Below are 19,133 nucleotides of genomic sequence, written 5' to 3' on the forward strand. Positions count from 1 at the left end.
TATGAATCTAATAGAACAATCCGAGGATTTTGTCGGGAATTTACTCAAAGATAAACTTTCTAATTTATATTCTTACCATAATTTTAATCATACTTTTACGGTTGTTACAGCAGTAAAAGAACTTTGCAAAAAAGAAGATGTAAGCGGTGAGGATAAGGAAGCGCTTTTGGTGGCGGCATGGTTTCACGATACCGGATATATTGAAGGGTATGAAAATCATGAAAAGAAAAGTACCGAAATTGCTGCCAACTTTTTACGCGAAAAAGGAAAATCGGAAGAATTTATAGCTCTCGTTTCGAGTTTAATTTTGGCGACAGTTAAAGAATATGAACCAAAGACACATCTTGAAAAAATTATAAGAGACGCAGATTATGCTCACTTAATGGGAGCTGAATATGCTACAACTTGCGAATTATTGCGTTTGGAATTGAAAAATGCAGGGATAGTTAGCTTTTCCAATGCAGAATGGACAAGAGAAAACCTCAATTTCTTATTAAACAAACATAGATTTTATACCGATTATGCTTTGAGAAAATGGCAGCCTTTGAAAGAAAAAAATCTATTATTAATTCAGAAAAAAATAAATAAACAGGAATTGAAGGCAGCTGAAGCGTTAGAAGAAGAATCCAAAAAGAAAGATAAAACAGAAAAACCAGACCGCGGAATTGATACTTTATTTCGTGTCACTCTCGGGAACCACACCCGTTTAAGCGGTATTGCAGATAGCAAAGCCAATATTTTATTGTCTGTTAATGCGATTATCATTTCGATCGCATTATCGTCTATTATTCCGAAATTAGATAGTCCCAAAAATGCGCATTTGGTTGTTCCAACATTTATTATGCTAATGTCGAGCGTGATTACGATTATTTTTGCGATTCTTTCTACACGTCCAAAAGTAACTTCTGGTTTTTTTACGAGAGACGATGTCGAGGCTAAAAAAGTGAATCTGATGTTTTTTGGAAATTTCTACAAAATGCCTTTAGAAGATTATGATTGGGCAATGAACGAAATGATGAAAGATCGTGATTATTTGTACTCGACGATGATCAAAGATTTGTATTATCTGGGATTGGTTTTACAGCGAAAATATAATTTACTCCGAATTGCTTATAACTTTTTTATGTTCGGTATCATCATAACAGTGATTGCGTTTGTGATTGCTTTTAAGTCTATATAAAATTTAGACGCTGATTTTACGGATTCGCTATCGCGAAAACGCGGATGAATACAGATTTTTTTTTTTGATTTATTATAGATTGAAAAAATCCGTTTTTTTCCGCGTTTTCGCGATAGCGAATCCGTTTTTTTCGTGTTCAATTATTTGGTCAATAAAAAAAGCTCAACTATTTAGTTGAGCTCATCTAATAAATCCTGATAAGTTATTTTCTTAATTCCTGGGTTTGAACTATTGTTTATTACTTTGACACGAATTGCTCTTAAACCAGAAACTCCCTGAAGATCTTCAACTTCAAATTGCTCTATTGACGGTTCAAGTATTTTCTTGTGCTGTAAATATTTAATATACTTTAAATATTCTGCCTCTTCGCTATTTTGAGAATATACAATTGTAATTTTCTCTTTCTCGGTAATTCTTTCGTTTGTTCCTTTAATATGCGATTTGTCAATTCGTTTTTTAACAACTTCATATCTTGCATTGTAAGTTCCATCTACATCAAAACGTTTTTCGTCCATTCTAAAACGGATAGAAAGTGCAGAACTAAAAACGAGAATTAAAGAAGTAACATCCAGTTCGTATGGAAGAGATTCCTTAAGTTCATGGTGTTCCAGTTCCATTTCGCATAAAGTTTGCAGCTGCCACAAACGAAGATTGTGCAAATACATAATATCGAAAGGTTTTGTTGGAGAAATTGAAGCTCCGATATATAAGTTGTGTTCAACACCATCCGTTTTAAAACGTTCGTAATAATGCGGATAAATCTGCTGCGCTTCAACTTGTTTTTTATCCAAAACCGTTGCTAGTCTTTTATTGATAATCGACATGGCATTATCAAACTTCTTTCTTTCCTGATAAAACATTCCTGTTTTTTCATCCAGACTGTCAAAGTATAATTGCTCTAATTTTTCAGATTTAGGATTGCTTTTAGTGTTTTTCAGTATCGGATGAATTTCTTCTTCTATATAACGCTGAATATGCTGTTCAGTATCTGCTTTTAGTGGATAATCCAATTCGCTTCGAAGCGATTCCAATTCAAATTTTCTTTGTTCTAGAAGAACTAGGTTTGAATTTTCTTCTTGATTATCAAAAATTTCCATAAGAGCAGTCAATTGACTTTTCAAATCAATTTTTACCGTTTCATTACGATGTTCAGAAGAGCCTTTAATATCAATTTGTCCATACAGCGGATATACATTTTTAAAGACAATTTCTTTAAAAATATAATCTTTAGTATGATTCATATTTTGAAAATAGTTCTGAGATTCTCTTTTGAATTTCCAATATACGCTTGGGTGAATCGTAGTATATTCGCGCTGAATAATCGCTTCAATCTGATGCTGCATATCGGTATTATAACGATCAATAGTATCAGTTAAATACGGTAGAACCAAATCTAGTTTTGTGGCATTGACACTGTTTAAATCTCTCGGGTTTTCAGAAACCAGTTCAACAACGCCCAATAATTGTCCGCTTTTAATTACCGGAGCAAAAATGCAGCTTTGAATACCTTGCGTAAGTAAATGTTCGCCAAGTCTTTTATTTGTTGATTCTTCGGTAAACTTGCTGACATTAGAAATAACAAAAGGTTCTCTTTTGTCCAATAAATTTTCGAAAGAACAGCCAAAAAAAGCATTTTTGCAATCTACTTCCTGATCAGCTGAAAGCAAAAAGCTCTTCATCTGATTTTCGTATTTTGCAGGCCTCATAAATTTCTCTTCTTCAGGATTATAGATAATAAACCCGACTTTTAAATTCGGAAGATTAAAAATCGACTGAAAAATATTAGAAACTTCCTGATCCGTGGCAACTGTTTTTGGGCCAGGTTTTAGTAAACTGCTTTTCAATATAGAAATAGCACTTTCGGTTGTGGCATCAAATAAAGAAACAATACCGAAACCTCTTAATATCCAGCTTCCTTTTGGGAATTTAGATTTCCATAAATTGATATCGTTATAATTATCAAGTAATTGATCAATATCTTCTTGAGTTAGGGGAACAGCACTTTCGGTTGGAGTAATTTCCATGAAATCAGCATTGTACAAAATGCGATAATGTTTTTCAATTCCATTTTCATTCGGAATGTCATAGAAAAACGGCTGATTGAAATCGATTTGCTGTTTGTAATAACTGCTCAAAATTAAACAACAGTTATTGATATAGAATTGATGGTCACTAAAGTCACGAATTTCCATATAAAATTCGTCTCCCGCATTTTTGAGGATTTTTTTGAAACGCTCTGTATAATTAAAGGAGATGTTTTGAAATGGAATCGTTATCGCTTTTATTTCGTTGTACGTCAATGCAGTCGGAAATAAATCGGCTAATATATTTTTAATTAAAGCTTCATTGTTTTTGATAACCGAATAATCCTGGATTCCAGTCCTTAATTCCGGAATTAATTCAATTTGTTCTAAAATTGCTTTGGCATAATTTGATCTGTAATCAACGTCTGACTGCGCAATCTCTTCAAAAGATTCGATTAGCTTGTGAAATGAAATTATAGTGGTAAAAGGACTTTCTTTAAAAAATTGAATATCCATCTGAGTTATTTTTTAATGCAAAATTAAGCATAAATTAAGAATCAGCCTCATTTTGCGATTTCTTTCGTTTATCATTCTATAGATAATTCCTTATTTGGCGGGCGTTTCTATTCTAAGTTAAATATTTTAACATAAATTTAACTTTAATAATAACGGAACGATCGTTCCGTTATTATATCTTTGTGTCATAATAATTGAATAATCAATAACTTAAATAATAAATAAAATGAAAAATTTAGAAAACAAAGTAGCAATCGTGACAGGTGGAAACAGCGGAATTGGATATGCAGCCGCAGCAGATTTAGCAGCAAAAGGAGCAAAAGTAATTGTAACAGGAAGAAACAAAGAAGCTTTGGCAAAAGCGGAAAAAGAATTGAATGTTACAGGAATTGTAGCTGATCAATCTGATTTAAAATCAATCGACAATTTAGTTGAAGAAGTAAAAGCAAAATTTGGTAAAGTTGATATTTTATTCTTGAACGCTGGAATTGCAGCTTTTGCGCCACTAGATTCAGCTTCAGAAGATCATTATGACAGTATTATGAATGTCAATGTAAAAGGAGTTTATTTTACAGTCCAAAAAGTGCTTCCAATTTTAAATGACGGCGGTTCAATTATCTTTAATACTTCTGTAAACGCTCATGTTGGAATGCCAAATTCAAGTGTATATGCAGCGAGTAAAGCAGCTGTATTATCTTTAAATAAAGTTTTTGCTGTAGAATTGGCTTCAAGAAAAATTAGGGTAAATGCGGTTTCTCCTGGTCCAATCGAAACACCATTGTACGGAAAAGTTGGTTTAGAAAAAGAAGAAGTAGAAGGTTTAGGATCTGCTTTGGGGGAGAAAATTTTATTAAAACGTTTTGGACAAGCTGCTGAAGTTGCAAAAACAGTTAGTTTCTTAGCTTCAGATGATGCTTCATTTATCACTGGATCTGAAATTGTTGTTGATGGTGGACTTATCGTAAATACAGTGCTATAATTTTTTTGACTTATTCAGGAACGATTGTTCCGTATTTTTATATCTTTGTAAATGAATTTAATTTGAATGTCATGGCTAGAACGAAAGAATTTGATGAAGATCAGGCTTTAGATAAAGCAATCGAAATTTTTTGGCACAAAGGTTATAACGGCACTTCTGCTCAGGATTTGGTGACGCATTTAGGTTTAAGCCGTTCTAGTTTATATGATACTTTTGGAGATAAGCAGCAATTGTTTACAAAATCTTTGCAGCGTTATCAGAAGCAAGCTCAAGATGCAGTCAAAGAACTTTTAGAAAAATCTGAGAATGTCAAAGAAACTTTGCAGGCTATTTTTAAGCAAGCAGTGATCGAAAGTTTAGAAGATCGAATTACAAAAGGCTGTTTTATGGTTAATTCTTCTGTAGAGTTAGCGATGCACGATGAAGAAATTGCCAAAATTGTAAAAGACAATAGCCAAACTATGGAAGAAGTTTTTTCAAATGCTGTTAAAAAAGGGCAGGAGGCAGGACATATTTCCAAACAGCTGGATGCAAAAGTTTTGGCTCGATTTATCTTTAATAATTACTCAGGAATTCGAGTTTTAGCTCGCACTGGAGAAAGAAACAAACAAGTGTACGATGATATTGTAAAAGCCGTATTCTCGGTTTTATAACATTGAAATTTAAGATAATAAAAAAAACGGCAGTTACTTTTGTAATTGCCGTTTTCTGTTTTAAGTAAGTAATAGAAAATGAAAACTTCTTAGCTTTTCTCTTCTTTATTGAAGTAAACTAAGTAGTAATACATTTGTTTTTCTTCATCCCAGCCTTTTTCAACAAATTTTTCTGCACTTTCAGGGTTGATGAAATCCATTTTAATCTGAATATGAGTATCCAAATTAATGACGTTTTTAATCGATTTTCTAGCGTCAGAAACTGCTGCGTTGGCGATAGGGAATGAGGTTACATCTTCGATGCTGTATTTTTCTCCTTTATCAACTTTATAGTTTTTAAATTCAGGAATCAAATCAGGATTGTCTAGTACTTCATTCAAGAAATTCTGCTCTTCAAACTGATCGTTTTTAGCGAAATAATTCACAGATCGGTTCATAAACATTACTTCCTCTTTCTTGTCTTCTGCTGGCAAAACCACGTCTTTTGCGAAGTTTTGACAGAACTTTAAATATTTTTTTGTGATGAAATTTTCATCTTCAAAAGCATCAACAGATAAAAAGTGTTCTAACCAGTAGCGTGCGTCATAGCGGTTGCTGTCTACAGTTAAAATTTTGTATCCTTCTTCTTTTTTATAGTTGAAAATCAAACACCCTTTATCCAATTTACTCAAGTTGATACCTTGCTGTAAAATCATTTCAAGGTTACTTCCGTTTTCTTCAAACTGTAAAAAGTCGGCTTGTAACTCGCTTTTAAAAATACCGATGGCATCAACTACATTATTATCAATGCTTAAGTTTGTTAAGTAAGTTACGTAAACCTCTCCGTTTTTAATGTGCGGGTGATTTGACTGCTCAAATAAATGCTTTGTGATGTTCTTAGAAACCTCATGAACATTTGACGGATTAGCAAAAATCTCAGTTGCATATTTAAACATGTCGTTGTAATCCAAGTCCACTTCGTGTGCAAACTGATAATAGTTTTCTTCTTTTTCTCTAAAAGGCTTAAAAAAGAATTCTTTTATCAAAGGAACGATCTCGTCATTTAAATTAAATGGCTGCTCCGATAAAAAAATTGCTTCGTTACGGCTTTTGTTTCCTACGCGGTGTATAGACAGCGTGTCGATGTGGGTGTTGAATAAATTTATCATATTTTTTTAGGTACTGAGGTTCTGAGATGCTAAGGTACTAAGGTTTGGTTCTGTCTTTTATTTTTTTTATAAAAGAAACTAACATTCTTTCTATCTCTCGGGTATCCTCATATAAATTGTTAAAATCGTCTTCTTTTAAATAAGATATATTTTTTGCGATTTCTAATTGCGTTTGCATTTCGAATAGAGAACCAATAGAAATGCTTAAAAAACGCAAAAGTTCTTTATTGCTTTCTCTTCCATATCCTTCGGCAATATTACTGGGAATTGAAATCGAGCTTCGTTTAATTTGAGAAGTTAATCCGAAGACTTCTTCTTTTGGAAATTTGTTTGTTAAGGAATAAATTTTGGTAATCAAGGTCATAGATTTCTGCCAAACCAATAAAGTTCTAAAATTGCTCATGCTTAATATTTTTAATTCGAAGAATTAAAAACAAGAAAAAACTTTCAAAAATAAAACCTTAGAACCTTAGCGTCTCAGAACCTTAGAACCTCAAATTAATTCCAATTCTCCTCAAATCCATAATCTTCGAAGCTGTCATCACCTTCGAACATGTCAAGATCGTCTTCGTCTAAGTCGTCTTCAAATTCTCCGTAGATATCGTCGTGCATGTCATCGGCTTCGAAGTTTTTTTCGTGAGCTTCGTCTGGCATTTCACCGTGAGAGAATAAAGTTTCTGGATACGTTGCTCCTACAGCTTCGTCTTCGATTGCAGCCAATTCAACTAAGAAAGTCCACATACTTATGAAATCGTAAACGTAGATAATCTTTGTATTTTCTTTGTCTAAAATACTAGATAACGGATAATCGTTCATGGTTCTCATTTCGCCAGGAACATCTCCTGTATCAAAAAGCGGAATTTCATCTTCCTGATTCCAAGTGTCATCACAAGTATAAAATGAAGCCACTTCTGATCCGTCAAAGCCAAAAGCATTGAAGATTGCATTGTGTAAATCTTCAAGTGTATCTTCCTCAAGAATAGCAATGTCTCTAAAAATATCTTCTTCGGCGTCTAGAATAACTCTAAATTTATAAACCATAATCTTTGTTTTTATTGAGAGGTCAAAGGTAAAATATAAAAAACGAAATACGAATCACGAATTACGATTTGTTGAAAAGATTTTAGTCTCTTGTTTTTCTGTGTTTTAATTTTTTTGTGATCCTGAGAAGTTTTCAAAACCTCGTAGGTCTTATTAGTGCTGAAGTTTATGCCTACAAAGTTTTGAAAACCTTGCAGGAGAAGGGCCAGAATTATTTTCTCGCCAGTCTTTTTCTAATTTTATGATAATGTTTATGATAAGTGCTATGGCTTGGATAACTTCTGCTTGAAGTAATATTATTAAAAAACAAGGCAGTCACAAATAAAATTAAAACACCAACAAGAACAGGAGAAATCACATACATATATCCTAAGCCCTTTATTTGTGCAGAACCGGTAACAGCAATTAAAGCTGTTGCACCTCCAGGTGGATGTAAGGTTTTTGTAATCTGCATGAAAATAATCGAAAGAGAGACAGCAAGAGGAGCCGAAATCCATACAATATCAGGTACTAGTTTATTTACGGTAACTCCTATAAAGGCTGAAATAAGATGTCCTCCAATTAAATTTCTTGGTTGTGAAAACGGACTTTGTATAATTCCGTAAATCAAAACACTCGAGGCGCCAAAAGATCCAATCAAATAAACGACATCGCTTCCTGTAAATTGTGAAGATTCAAGATAGGCAAGAATCCCAATTCCAACAAACGAACCTAGAAATGACCAAAAATGCTCTTTATAATCAATTAAAGTTTCTTTATAAAGAATGTAACGTGTTTTGCGATAGCTTCTTTTTATTTTTTCTGTTGGCATTATTGTGGTTTTATATTTTACTCGTTATGCTTTTAAATATACTTTGCTATATCCTTTAAATCTTCAGATTGTAATAGCCTGAAATTATTTAACTAAACTTGGAGAATAGCTATAAACAGTGTAAGGATAAATTGTTTTGGCTGTATATTTTGAAATCAAGCAAACTGCAAGAATCGGAAAAAACAAAGTATAATCGTTTGTTAAACCGCAAACTAAGAAAATAGCTGTAAATGGTGCATGAATACTTGCACTAAGAACCGCAGCCATTCCGATAATCATAAAGTTAACCGGAATTACATTTACATGAAAAAAGCTGTTTAAGATAGAAGCCAACAATAATCCTAAAAATGCACCGATGAATAAACTTGGTGCAAAAACACCGCCGTCACCGCCAGAAGCTAGAGTAATTGAAGTTACAATAGGTTTTAGAATCAATATTCCGATAAATGTTACGGCCAATGTAATGGTTAGCGGAAGCTGAGATGAAGGCCCAAAAATTCCTTTAATGGCATGATAACCTTCTCCGTATAATTGAGGAAAAAAGAATAATGAAATACTTAAAACCGCAGATCCTAAAATGATTTTGTAATAATGCGTATCGATTTTTCCAAATTGAGATTTGAAGAATAAAACACAACGTGTTAGATAAACAGAATTCATTCCCGCTAAGATTCCTAAAAGAATGAAGTACGGAATTGCTTTTAAGTTCCATGTTGTGATGGAAACTGCAAATAATGGTTCTTCTTTTAAAATCGTTAGTAAACCAAAAGCGATAGAAACGGCAATTAAATTTGAAATGATAAATGCTCGCGTTACTTTTCTAGAAATTACTTCGAAAGCAAATAAAACTCCTGCAATCGGACTGCTGAAAAGTGCTGTGACTCCCGCCGCAACTCCCGCGCAGATAAGTTCTGTTTTATATTGACGGAAAACATTTTCTTTTTCATGCGCTACAGAACCAATAGTTGCTGTGGCTACAACGGTAGAAACTTCAATTCCTGTAGAACCTCCAAAAATAACGGTCAATAAGCCGTTTATGAAGTGAGATGGAATTTTATAAGAAGGCAGATTTTTAGATTTTGATGCAGTGCTTTCAAAAACTTCTTTGATTCCTTTGTTTTCTTTTTTCTTAAAAAGATATTGTCTAAGAAAATAAATTACTGATAATCCAAAAACAGGGAAAACAATATAAAATATTGGATGAACCGAAACTTCGTGAAAGAAAATTTCTTCGTAATATTCGGTTATTTTTTTTAGTGAAATTCCGAGAAAGGCAGAAAGGAAGCCAATTAAGATAGAAACAATAACTAATTTTCGGAGTTTAATTAATTGATGATTTTTTTTGATTTGCGCCGTTTTGTTCATCATTATAAGTTTGAGAATCGCATTTTTTTTCTGCGGATTACAAAATTAAGCATCAAATTCGGTTTTTTCTAGGAAATCTTTATTTTAGTGTGTTAAAATGGATATAAACAGGAAAATTCTTTCGACGTTATTTTTGCCACAAAGGCACTAAGACGCAAAGATATTTAAATAGCCCCTAGCTTCAGCTAGGGGAGTAAGTTTTAAACAATGAAAGGCTTTAGCCAAACTTCGCAGATTTGGCTAAAGCCTTTTTTAAATGTTTCTATTTGACATCCAGCTAAAGCTGGACGCAATTCAATCTTAAATACTTAAAAAAAAACTTTCCGTCTTAGCGCCTTTATGGCAAAAAGCTTATCTCTCATAAAACTCAATCGGTAATAAATCAGGATCTGCGATAAAAGTGAAACGCTTTTCTGTGGTTTCATCAATTCTTATCGGTTCAGATTCTATGTTTTTTGAAGTTAAAAAAGCAATCGTTTCTTCTAGATTAATGACTTCAAATGCCAAATGTCTTAAACCAACCGCTTCTGGTCTTGAAGGTCTTTGCGGCGGATTTGGAAATGAAAATAACTCCACAACATAAGAGCCATTTAAAGCCAAATCCAATTTATAAGATTGGCGTTCTTCGCGGTAAATTTCACGAATAATGGTTAAACCTAAAATCTGAGTATAGAAATATTTCGATTTTTCGTAATCGGAACATAAAATGGCAATATGATGAACTTTATTAAGGGTAAGCATTATTTTTTTGATTCAGGTTCTTGATTTAATTTTCGAATAACTTTTGCTGGATTTCCAACAGCAAGCGAATTATCTGGAATATCTTTTGTAACGACAGATCCAGCTCCAATAACACAGCCTTTTCCGATTGTTACGCCTGGGCAGATAACCGAATTTCCGCCAATCCAGCAATCGTCTCCAATTGTAACAGGATACGCATTTTCTAATGTTTTTCTTAGTTCAGCGTCAAGCGGATGCGAAGCGGTATAAATCTGAACATTTGGTGCAATAAATACATTTGAGCCAATATTTACTGGCGCACAGTCTAAAACCACACAATTCACATTAAAATAAACATTTTCGCCAGCAAAAATATTGTAGCCATAATCACAATGAAAAGGAGGTTCAATATAAAGACCAGCTCCAGCGTTCGGAATCAATTCTTTTAGAATCTCTTTTGCTTTCTTGGTAACTCGATATTCTTTTACATTTAAGCTATGTAAAAGGTTTTTTGCCGCACGGCGTCCTTTTACTAATTCTGGATCAAAGGCATTATAATATTCGCCAGAGATCATTTTTTCTTTTTCTGTTTTCATTATTTAATATTGTTCTTTTTTAGAATTTCGTCTAAAGAATCGCTTCCCCAATCTTGATTCATATTTTTGTTTTGCTTTCTTGTCTCCAATATTTTTTTGTTGATAGCTTTGTCTTTAAAAGAAATTAAAGTTTCAACAATTGGAATATAAACATTTGCATTATCTTCTGTTGTTAATCTTTTGAAAAGAATTGGTGCAAAAGAAGAATCTTGTAATTCTAAAACTTTTGTACAATAAATTTCAAAATCACTAACGTAGGCATTCATAATTTTTTCTTTTAAGATGCTATAGGCAAAGGATTTGTCGTTTAAAAGAATAAAATTTAATAAAGTTTCTTCTAAATTTTCAGTAAGCATTTTTTGATTGGTCTGAGCAGTTTTTTTTATGTTTTTTATTTGATAACTTGGCTTAAGCTCCTTTTTAGCAAATTCTAAAGTTTTTGCACTATTTACTTTTAATAAATATTTAAATCCGTCCAAAGTGATAACGTGTTCGTCTTGCCAAATCTTCCACAATAAATCATCGTATAATTTAGATTGATTTGCTAAAATGGCTTCGTAAACAAACTTAATACGATATTTTCTAATGTTTTGATTTTGATATTTTGTAAAGGGAATTTTTAACAGTTCAACAGCTTTTTGATTTTTATAAGCTGCAATTGCCCCATACATTTCTAGCCATTCATTTGAAAAATGATCATTGTCTAAACTTTCATATACTTTCTTTTCTAAAAAAGGTAAAAAACGAGCGTCTGGAAAATTTTGAATGGCTCGATACGTGAAAAAATAACCACTTTCACCATCATCATCTTGATCTTTATCTCTGTTATTGAGAATTAGTTCAATATCATTTGGGCTTTTGTATTTTGATAAAGTTACTAATGCACTTTGATTATGGTCTTTAATATATAAGGTTCTTACTTTTGGATATAAAGCTTTTGTTGGCACTGCATTTTCAATTGCATTATCTGAAGCATAAAGATCATTTTTCTGATTGATTAAAATATTTTCTAATTTGGAAAATTCCTCATCATTTAGTTGTCTAATTTGAGAATTCTTATGCTTAGGATTTACAAGATTGATAAAAAAATCACCTACTTTTTCAGTAGCTCCAATACAGCCAAATTGAGTTTTTACAAGAGCATCATCATTGATATGGCTTTTAACTAATAAAAGTAAATCAAAATTTTTATAATTGCCCAAAGCCCAAAAAGAATAACAGCGTACAACTGCATTTGAATGATTGGTTAATTGTAATAACTCTTCTTTGGAAGCAGTTTTTTTCAATGCTTCAAAATTATCATATTGTTCAGGTTTATTTCCGCTTTCCCCCACAGCTGAACCCATTAGAACATTTATATTCTCTATTTTTTTTACAATTAGATTTGTTTCCTTAGAAATTTCAACACTATTTTTTCGTGAACAACCCAACAGAAAAAACATAATTACAAGAAAACTTGATAAAGAATTACAAATTGAAAGCTTGTTTGTCATAATTAGATAAAAGCAAATAAATGCAGGGAATTAAATTTTACATTTTCGTCTTGGCAATTTTTTCATGCATTTTCGGAATTTCCTGCAAAGCTGCGGTGCAGTACCAAGGCGTTAATTCGGCTTCGAGTAAATTGGCTTTTATTGCTGGATCGGTGGCAACAAGCGCTTTGGCTTCTTCCACCGTTTCGACATTAAAAATATAAATGCCACGATAATTTCGATCATTTTTCATGAAAGGTCCTGCAACAACTAGTTTTCCTTCTTTAGCCAATTTGCCAATATTTTCCATGTGTCCTTCAAAAAGTTTTTTGGTTTCTTCTTTAGAAGCTGTTGTATTACTTCCAGATTTTAGAAGACAAAAAACATATTTCTTCATTCCGTATTCGTCAGCATGGAGAGATTTGGCTAGAGCTTCATCATATTTAACTTCGGATTCTTGTGAAAACCCGATTGCACTCATTACTAAAAAAGCAAAAATTAAAAGTGGCTTTTTCATGATTATGAATTTTTAAAGCAACTTCTTCAAAATAACAATCTGCCCCAAATGATAAACGTCATGTTGAATGATTCCGTGAATATCTTCATAAAAATTGTGATTATTATTTAAATCTATTTTTTCGAAATCCTCATCATTAAAATCATTCAGGCAAGCACTCCATAATTCCTGAGATTTTGCCAGACTTTGAAGTGATTGTTCCCAAGCGGGCTCAGATGAATCTAAAATTGGCACAAAATAATTATGATCGGGAGTTGTAATTATTTCTCCTTGAACACGCTTTAATATGTTTCTTCTCCATTGTATTAGGTGATTGACAATTTCCCAAATCGTGTTTAAGTTAGGATTGATTTTTTTATAAGCCTGAGCTGCAGTTACATCTTTCAAAGTATCTGCTAAGGTTACTTCAAGCCATGGATTTCCATTATAAATGGATTGATATAAATTCGAAACTCTTTTACTTTCTGACATAGATAATAGTTTTTAGAAACACGTTACTAAGATACAAATTAGTATTTTACAACTCATCCTCGAAAATCTACAATTGGGTTATTATATATTTTTTAACATGAATTGTTAAAATACATTTGCTTCATCAAAAACCAAAGATGACATGAAAACCAAATTATTTTTTACAATAAGCTTTTTATTTTTTACAGCTTTAATTTTTGCTCAAAATACTATTTCTGGAAAAATAGTAGATCCAAAAGGAAAACCTGTTGTTGGCGCTAATATATATATTGACGGAACTTACGACGGAGCAACAAGTACTGAAACTGGAGAATTTTCTTTTGAAACTACAGAAACTGGAAATAAATTTTTAGTGGTAAGTTTTCTACTTTTTGAGACCTACAAACAAGAAATTGATGTTGCTAATTATAAAGATCAAGTAGTAAAATTAAAAGAGAATATTAATACTTTGGATGCCGTTGTTATTACAGCTGGAACTTTAGAATCTGGAGACAAAGCTAGAGTTTCTGTTTTAAAACCTTTAGATATTGTTACTACAGCAGGTTCTGCAGGAAATATAGTGGCAGCTTTACAGACTTTGCCAGGAACTCAAACGGTTGGTGAAGATGGACGTTTGTTTGTACGTGGAGGAGAAGCAAGCGAAACACAAACTTTTGTTGACGGAATTCGTGTGGCACAACCGTATGGTGCTACAACAAATAATTTGCCTACAAGAAGCAGGTTTTCTCCTTTCTTGTTTAATGGAATTGCATTTTCTACTGGAGGTTATTCTGCAGAATATGGCGAAGCTTTGTCGAGTGTTTTGCTTCTAAATACAAAAGACGAAGAAGATCATGATAAAACAGATATCGGATTAATGACGGTTGGTTTGAGTTTAGGAAATACGCAGAAATTCAAAAAAAGTTCTCTTAGTGTAAATATGATGTATGTGAATTTAGCACCTTATCAGGCTGTTATTCCGCAAAACGTAGAGTGGAATAATCCGTATCAATCACTTGGGGGAGAAACCGTTTATAGATATAACTTCACAAACGGAATATTTAAGCTGTATGCCTCTTTTGATTCTGAGAAGTTTGATTTGAATCAGAAAAATGTCAATTTCGAGAACCCGATTCGAACTGATATGAACAATAATAACTTTTATTTGAATTCATCTTACAAAGGAAGTTTTGGAACTGGATGGCAGATTACTTCAGGAGTGAGCTACGGTTACAGCAAAAACAAACTGAAATATGATATTACAGGAATTGAAAACCAAGAAAATGCAGCTCAGCTGAAACTGAAATTAAGCAAGAAATTTTCGAACTTTTTTAAATTGTCTTTTGGAAGTGATTATTTCATTACAAAATACGATGAAAACGTAGCCGATAATATTTCACTTAATGTTACAAATGGTTACGATTCAAACATTTTTGCAGCTTATACAGAAGGAGATCTTTTATTTTCTAAAAAACTAGCTTTAAAAGTTGGTTTAAGATATTCAAACAATAGTTTATTAAACGAAAATAATATCGCACCGAGAGCTTCATTAGGTTATAAAGCTTCGAAAAACAGTCAGTTCTCGTTTGCTTATGGAGATTATTCTCAAACACCAGTTGTAGATTATATTAAATTTTCTAAATATCATCAGTTTGAAAGTGAAAAAGCAAGACATTATATTTTCAATTATACGTTTACAAGAATAGGTCAAACACTTAGAGCAGAGGCTTATTATAAAGATTACAGTAATTTGGTGCAATATGATACAAGAGATATTCAGTACAATTCGGTTTTTAATAATAATGGATCTGGTTACGCAAAAGGATTCGATTTATTTTGGAGAGACAGCAATTTGCACAAAAACCTAGAATATTGGATTTCGTACTCTTATATCGATTCAGAAAGACAGTATAAAAACTTTCCAAACATGGCAACTCCAAGTTTTATTGCCAATCATAACTTATCTGTTGTAGCAAAATATTTTATTACGGACTGGAAATCTCAGGTTAGTTTAACAAACAGTTTTAGTTCAGGTCGTCCATACAACGATCCGAACCAGACACAGTTTATGAACGGGAAAACGAAATCGTACAATAGTTTAAGTTTCAGCTGGGCGTATTTATTAACGACACAAAAAATCCTTTTTTTCTCAGTTTCAAATGTTTTAGGAACTCAGAATATTTTTGGATATGATTACGCCAAAACACCAGACGCAAGCGGAGTGTATCAAAGACAAGCGGTAGTGCCAACAGCAGACAGATTCTTTTTCGTAGGTTTCTTTTGGACGATCAGCCAGAATAAGAATGAGAATCAGTTGAAAAACTTGTAGTTCGTGGTAAAGATGCTAAGCTGCTAAGGTTCTAAGTTACTAAGGTTTTGCCATAAAAAAACTTAGAATCTTAGCGATTCAGAACCTTAGCAACTTAAAAAAACAATTCATCATCAAAAATCAACAACTCAGCATCATTTAATTTTAAAAGAGTAAAAACCGATATACTTTTGAAGTATAAATTAACAAACCGAGTTTTAATCATCAACAAGAAAACTTAGAACCTCAGAACCTTAGTAACTTAGAACCTTAAAAAAAATAGAAATCATGACCAAAATTATTACAATAACTATCTTATTTATCTGCAGCTTAATGTCTGCTCAAAATGTGAAATTAACTGTTGCCGTTTCAGGTTTGAAAAATGACACAGGAATCGTGAAAGTAGGATTATATAATTCAGACGGAACTTTCCTTAAAACAACTTACAAAAGTTTGGCTTCGGAAATTAAAGACAATAAAGCGGTTGTAACTTTTGATGATCTTCCAGCGGGAGAATATGCAATCTCAACGTATCATGATGAAAATAGCAACGGACAGCTTGACAGAAACTCAATGGGGATGCCACTAGAAGAATATGCAGCTTCAAATAATGCTAAAGGATTTATGGGACCTCCTTTGTATAGTGATGCTAAATTTAACGTCAGCAAAGATTCAAAAATTGAAATTGTATTCTAAAAAACAAATAACTAATCCATTAAACAAACCATTAAATAACTTATAAAATGAAAAAAATCATCACTTTAATTGCACTATTTGTAGCAGTAGTAAGTTCGGCTCAAACACAATTTGAACAAGGAATGAATAAAGCATTCGGACTTTGGAAAGAAGGAAAAAATGCTGAAGCTTCGGCTTTATTTGAAAGAATTGCTGCTGCAGAAAAAAATAGCTATCTGCCTAATTATTATGTTGCTATGATCAACGCGACAGCTGTTTTTACAGAAAAAGACAAAACAAAAATCGATTTGTTATTGACCAAAGCACAAGATGCATTAGATATAGAGTTGATAAAAGACCAAGCCAACTCAGAATTGTATGTAATGCAAGCCTTAATTTATACAGGATATGTTGTAGCAGACCCGATGACAAACGGAATGAAATATTCTGCTAAAGTGATGGAAGCTTACGCAAAAGCCAAAGCATTAGATCCAAATAATCCGAGAGCAGTTTTTGGCGAAGCAGATTATCAGATAGGGGGAGCAAAATGGACAGGAGTAGATACAAAACCTTTATGCGCGCAAGTTGATAAATCTATTGAACTTTTTAATACTTTTAAACCAGCAACACCTTATTCTCCAAAATGGGGATTAGAAAGAGCTTTAGAAATTCAAAAAACTTGTAAATAATTCAGTATTATAAATATGATGATATTAAAACCTAATTTGTTAAAAGCATGCTTAGTTGGAGGAATAGTATTTTTGTTCTCTTTTCTAATTCGGTTCGCTTCTTTAGGAACAGCAGTCTTTACCAAGAATCTTTATATTTATTTCTTGTATTGCATGCTTTACAGTGTGGTTTTGTATATCGTAAATGTCGTTCTTTTTGATTTTTTAGATAGGGTCTTCCGAGAAAATCCATATTCAGTAAAGAGAATTTTAATTGGTTTTGCAAGTTCTTTTTTAATATCGATGATCGTAATTTTAATATTACGTTTGTTTACAAGTGTAATAATCGAGAATAAGACAATTATTGGTTTTCTTGCCAATGAAAAGGCTGAAAATTACATAGAATCTGCAGTAATGACTTTTATTGTTCTACTGTTTTTTCACGGACTTAATTTTTATAAACTCTATCAGGAAAATAAGGTTACACAACAAAAGATTATTGCGGGAACAGCAAATGCCAAATTTGAAAGTTTAAAAAACCAGATTGATCCGCATTTTCTTTTTAATAGCTTAAATGTTCTTAGTTCTTTAATAGAAGAAAATCCAGATAATGCACAGCGTTTTACTACTTCATTATCTAAAATTTACCGATATGTTTTAGAACAGAAAGATAAAGAATTGGTTTCGGTTGAAGACGAGTTGTCGTTTGCAAAAACCTATATGAATCTTCTGAAAATGCGTTTCGAAAATAGTTTATTTTACGAATTGCCAACAGAAAACATCAATCCAGAAGCCAAAGTGGTGCCGCTTTCTTTACAGCTCTTGCTAGAGAATACTGTAAAGCACAATGTGGTGAGCGAGCAAAAACCGCTTCATATTAGAATTTTTATTGATAAAGATTATCTGGCCATCCAGAATGATCTTCAGAAAAAAGAAGTTTTGCAGGATAGACAAGGTGTCGGATTGCAGAATATTGTAAACAGATACGGAATTGTAACAGACAGAAAAGTGAAGATTGAGGAGGACGAAAAGAATTTCACAGTTAGAATTCCAATTTTAACGAAACAAATTGCGGTTATGGAAATGAGTGCAGAATATACAGATGAAGCAAAAGCTTATTATAGAGCCAAAAAAAGAGTCGAAGAACTTAAAGGATTTTATGGAAATATAATTTCATATTGTTGTGTAATTCCGTTCTTAATATTTATCAATCTAAAATTTTCACCAGGATTTCAATGGTTTTGGTTTTCGGCTTTAGGCTGGGGATTTGGAGTTGCCATGCATGCCTTTAAAGTGTTTGGATATAGTTCAGATTGGGAAGAAAGAAAAATTCGCGAAATTTTAGAGAAAGACAACAAACAAAAAACGTGGAAGTAATGGAAAATAATTTCACAGAAACAGTTCGTTATTATGATGCTCAGAAAAAAGTAAAAGAGATAAGAGGATTTTACGAGCATTTGACAGTCTACGTTTTATGTAATCCAATTGTGATTGTTGTAAATTATATGACTTCTCCTGAATATCTATGGTGGATTTGGTCTGTAATGGGTTGGGGAATGGCAATAATATTGCACGGACTGAAAGTTTTTAGTCTTCCACCTTTCTTTAATAAGAAATGGGAAGAAAAAAAGATTCAGGAAATTTTAGAAAAAGAAAATCAAAAACGACTTGAAAGTAATTATGGAAACAAATTTGAGTAATGATCAGGAACAAATAATACTGCAAGAATTGGCAAGTAAAAAAGTAATTCAGCTGAAATCTTTTTACAAACATTTGTTCATTTACACCATTGTATTGATTGTTTTTCTTTTAAAAGAATATACCAATCTGCCATTGCAATTTTTCCCCATAAAATATATTAATTGGGTGATTGTAATAATTTGGACTGCTGTAATGGTAGGATCTGCAATCGATTTGTTTGCTTCGTATAGAATTTTCGGACAGCAATGGGAAGAGCGTAAACTAAGAAGCATTTTAGAGAAAAAGTATAAAAAACAAAAATGGGAATAA

General features: G+C 32.5%; 20 protein-coding genes. 9 read left to right on the forward strand and 11 right to left on the reverse strand.

Annotated features, from left to right (window positions below; translation table 11 throughout):
- Window position 1 precedes the first annotated feature (1 nt).
- A complete protein-coding gene (locus AC5ZCW_RS07050; RefSeq protein ID WP_343541325.1) occupies window positions 2–1,180 on the forward strand; it encodes a Pycsar system effector family protein in 1,179 nt (392 codons plus the stop codon).
- A 170-nt stretch (window positions 1,181–1,350) separates the two neighbouring features.
- Here AC5ZCW_RS07050 and AC5ZCW_RS07055 read toward each other — a convergent pair whose 3' ends face one another.
- On the reverse strand, window positions 1,351–3,720 hold the full coding sequence (locus AC5ZCW_RS07055) for a GAF domain-containing protein (RefSeq protein ID WP_496118757.1): 2,370 nt from the start codon (window positions 3,718–3,720) through the stop codon (window positions 1,351–1,353).
- A 226-nt stretch (window positions 3,721–3,946) separates the two neighbouring features.
- On the opposite strand from AC5ZCW_RS07055, the gene AC5ZCW_RS07060 reads away from it, so the two are divergent.
- Window positions 3,947–4,699: an SDR family oxidoreductase gene (locus AC5ZCW_RS07060; protein ID WP_496118759.1), complete on the forward strand. Its 753-nt coding sequence runs from the start codon at window positions 3,947–3,949 to the stop codon at window positions 4,697–4,699.
- A 71-nt stretch (window positions 4,700–4,770) separates the two neighbouring features.
- Entirely contained in the window at window positions 4,771–5,352 is a 582-nt protein-coding gene (locus AC5ZCW_RS07065; RefSeq protein WP_496118760.1) for a TetR/AcrR family transcriptional regulator, read from the forward strand.
- Window positions 5,353–5,441: 89 nt separating this feature from the next.
- Here the strand turns inward: AC5ZCW_RS07065 and AC5ZCW_RS07070 are convergent, their stop codons facing one another.
- The 10 genes from AC5ZCW_RS07070 to AC5ZCW_RS07115 form a co-directional block, all read right to left on the reverse strand.
- Complete coding sequence (locus AC5ZCW_RS07070) at window positions 5,442–6,500, reverse strand: nucleoid-associated protein (protein ID WP_035647713.1); 1,059 nt, start codon at window positions 6,498–6,500, stop codon at window positions 5,442–5,444.
- A 37-nt stretch (window positions 6,501–6,537) separates the two neighbouring features.
- Window positions 6,538–6,903: a four helix bundle protein gene (locus AC5ZCW_RS07075; RefSeq protein WP_496118762.1), complete on the reverse strand. Its 366-nt coding sequence runs from the start codon at window positions 6,901–6,903 to the stop codon at window positions 6,538–6,540.
- A gap of 95 nt (window positions 6,904–6,998) precedes the next feature.
- Entirely contained in the window at window positions 6,999–7,541 is a 543-nt protein-coding gene (locus AC5ZCW_RS07080) for an IS1096 element passenger TnpR family protein (protein ID WP_111378299.1), read from the reverse strand.
- A gap of 211 nt (window positions 7,542–7,752) precedes the next feature.
- Window positions 7,753–8,352: an HPP family protein gene (locus AC5ZCW_RS07085; RefSeq protein WP_496118764.1), complete on the reverse strand. Its 600-nt coding sequence runs from the start codon at window positions 8,350–8,352 to the stop codon at window positions 7,753–7,755.
- 84 nt (window positions 8,353–8,436) lie between these two features.
- Window positions 8,437–9,720 (reverse strand): chloride channel protein, encoded by a 1,284-nt coding sequence (locus AC5ZCW_RS07090; protein ID WP_343541335.1) that lies wholly within the window; start codon window positions 9,718–9,720, stop codon window positions 8,437–8,439.
- Between the two features lie 348 nt (window positions 9,721–10,068).
- Window positions 10,069–10,458, reverse strand: a complete 390-nt coding sequence (gloA2, locus tag AC5ZCW_RS07095; protein WP_111363319.1) for an SMU1112c/YaeR family gloxylase I-like metalloprotein — start codon at window positions 10,456–10,458, stop codon at window positions 10,069–10,071.
- Complete coding sequence (locus AC5ZCW_RS07100) at window positions 10,458–11,033, reverse strand: sugar O-acetyltransferase (RefSeq protein ID WP_177212461.1); 576 nt, start codon at window positions 11,031–11,033, stop codon at window positions 10,458–10,460. Before AC5ZCW_RS07100 ends, gloA2 begins: the two co-directional genes overlap by 1 nt.
- On the reverse strand, window positions 11,033–12,379 hold the full coding sequence (locus tag AC5ZCW_RS07105; protein ID WP_496118767.1) for a hypothetical protein: 1,347 nt from the start codon (window positions 12,377–12,379) through the stop codon (window positions 11,033–11,035). The genes AC5ZCW_RS07100 and AC5ZCW_RS07105 overlap by 1 nt, the downstream gene beginning before the upstream one ends.
- A 184-nt stretch (window positions 12,380–12,563) precedes the next feature.
- A complete protein-coding gene (locus AC5ZCW_RS07110; protein ID WP_496118769.1) occupies window positions 12,564–13,022 on the reverse strand; it encodes a YciI family protein in 459 nt (152 codons plus the stop codon).
- Window positions 13,023–13,034: 12 nt separating this feature from the next.
- Window positions 13,035–13,493, reverse strand: a complete 459-nt coding sequence (locus AC5ZCW_RS07115; RefSeq protein WP_198856660.1) for a DinB family protein — start codon at window positions 13,491–13,493, stop codon at window positions 13,035–13,037.
- A 142-nt stretch (window positions 13,494–13,635) separates the two neighbouring features.
- Between AC5ZCW_RS07115 and AC5ZCW_RS07120 the strand changes: the two genes are divergently transcribed.
- The 6 genes from AC5ZCW_RS07120 to AC5ZCW_RS07145 all read left to right on the forward strand — a co-directional run bounded on the left by AC5ZCW_RS07120 (window position 13,636) and on the right by AC5ZCW_RS07145 (window position 19,133).
- Window positions 13,636–15,801, forward strand: a complete 2,166-nt coding sequence (locus AC5ZCW_RS07120; RefSeq protein WP_496118771.1) for a TonB-dependent receptor — start codon at window positions 13,636–13,638, stop codon at window positions 15,799–15,801.
- Between the two features lie 267 nt (window positions 15,802–16,068).
- Window positions 16,069–16,476 carry a DUF2141 domain-containing protein gene (locus tag AC5ZCW_RS07125; protein WP_343541342.1) on the forward strand — a complete coding sequence of 136 codons (408 nt, stop codon included), beginning with the start codon at window positions 16,069–16,071 and terminating at the stop codon, window positions 16,474–16,476.
- A gap of 47 nt (window positions 16,477–16,523) precedes the next feature.
- Entirely contained in the window at window positions 16,524–17,144 is a 621-nt protein-coding gene (locus tag AC5ZCW_RS07130) for a hypothetical protein (protein WP_343541344.1), read from the forward strand.
- An 18-nt stretch (window positions 17,145–17,162) separates the two neighbouring features.
- Window positions 17,163–18,500, forward strand: a complete 1,338-nt coding sequence (locus tag AC5ZCW_RS07135) for a 2TM domain-containing protein (protein WP_343541974.1) — start codon at window positions 17,163–17,165, stop codon at window positions 18,498–18,500.
- Complete coding sequence (locus tag AC5ZCW_RS07140) at window positions 18,500–18,823, forward strand: 2TM domain-containing protein (protein ID WP_343541345.1); 324 nt, start codon at window positions 18,500–18,502, stop codon at window positions 18,821–18,823. Before AC5ZCW_RS07135 ends, AC5ZCW_RS07140 begins: the two co-directional genes overlap by 1 nt.
- Window positions 18,804–19,133 (forward strand): 2TM domain-containing protein, encoded by a 330-nt coding sequence (locus AC5ZCW_RS07145; protein ID WP_343541346.1) that lies wholly within the window; start codon window positions 18,804–18,806, stop codon window positions 19,131–19,133. The genes AC5ZCW_RS07140 and AC5ZCW_RS07145 overlap by 20 nt, the downstream gene beginning before the upstream one ends.

Source organism: Flavobacterium sp. PLA-DH12 (assembly GCF_059511845.1).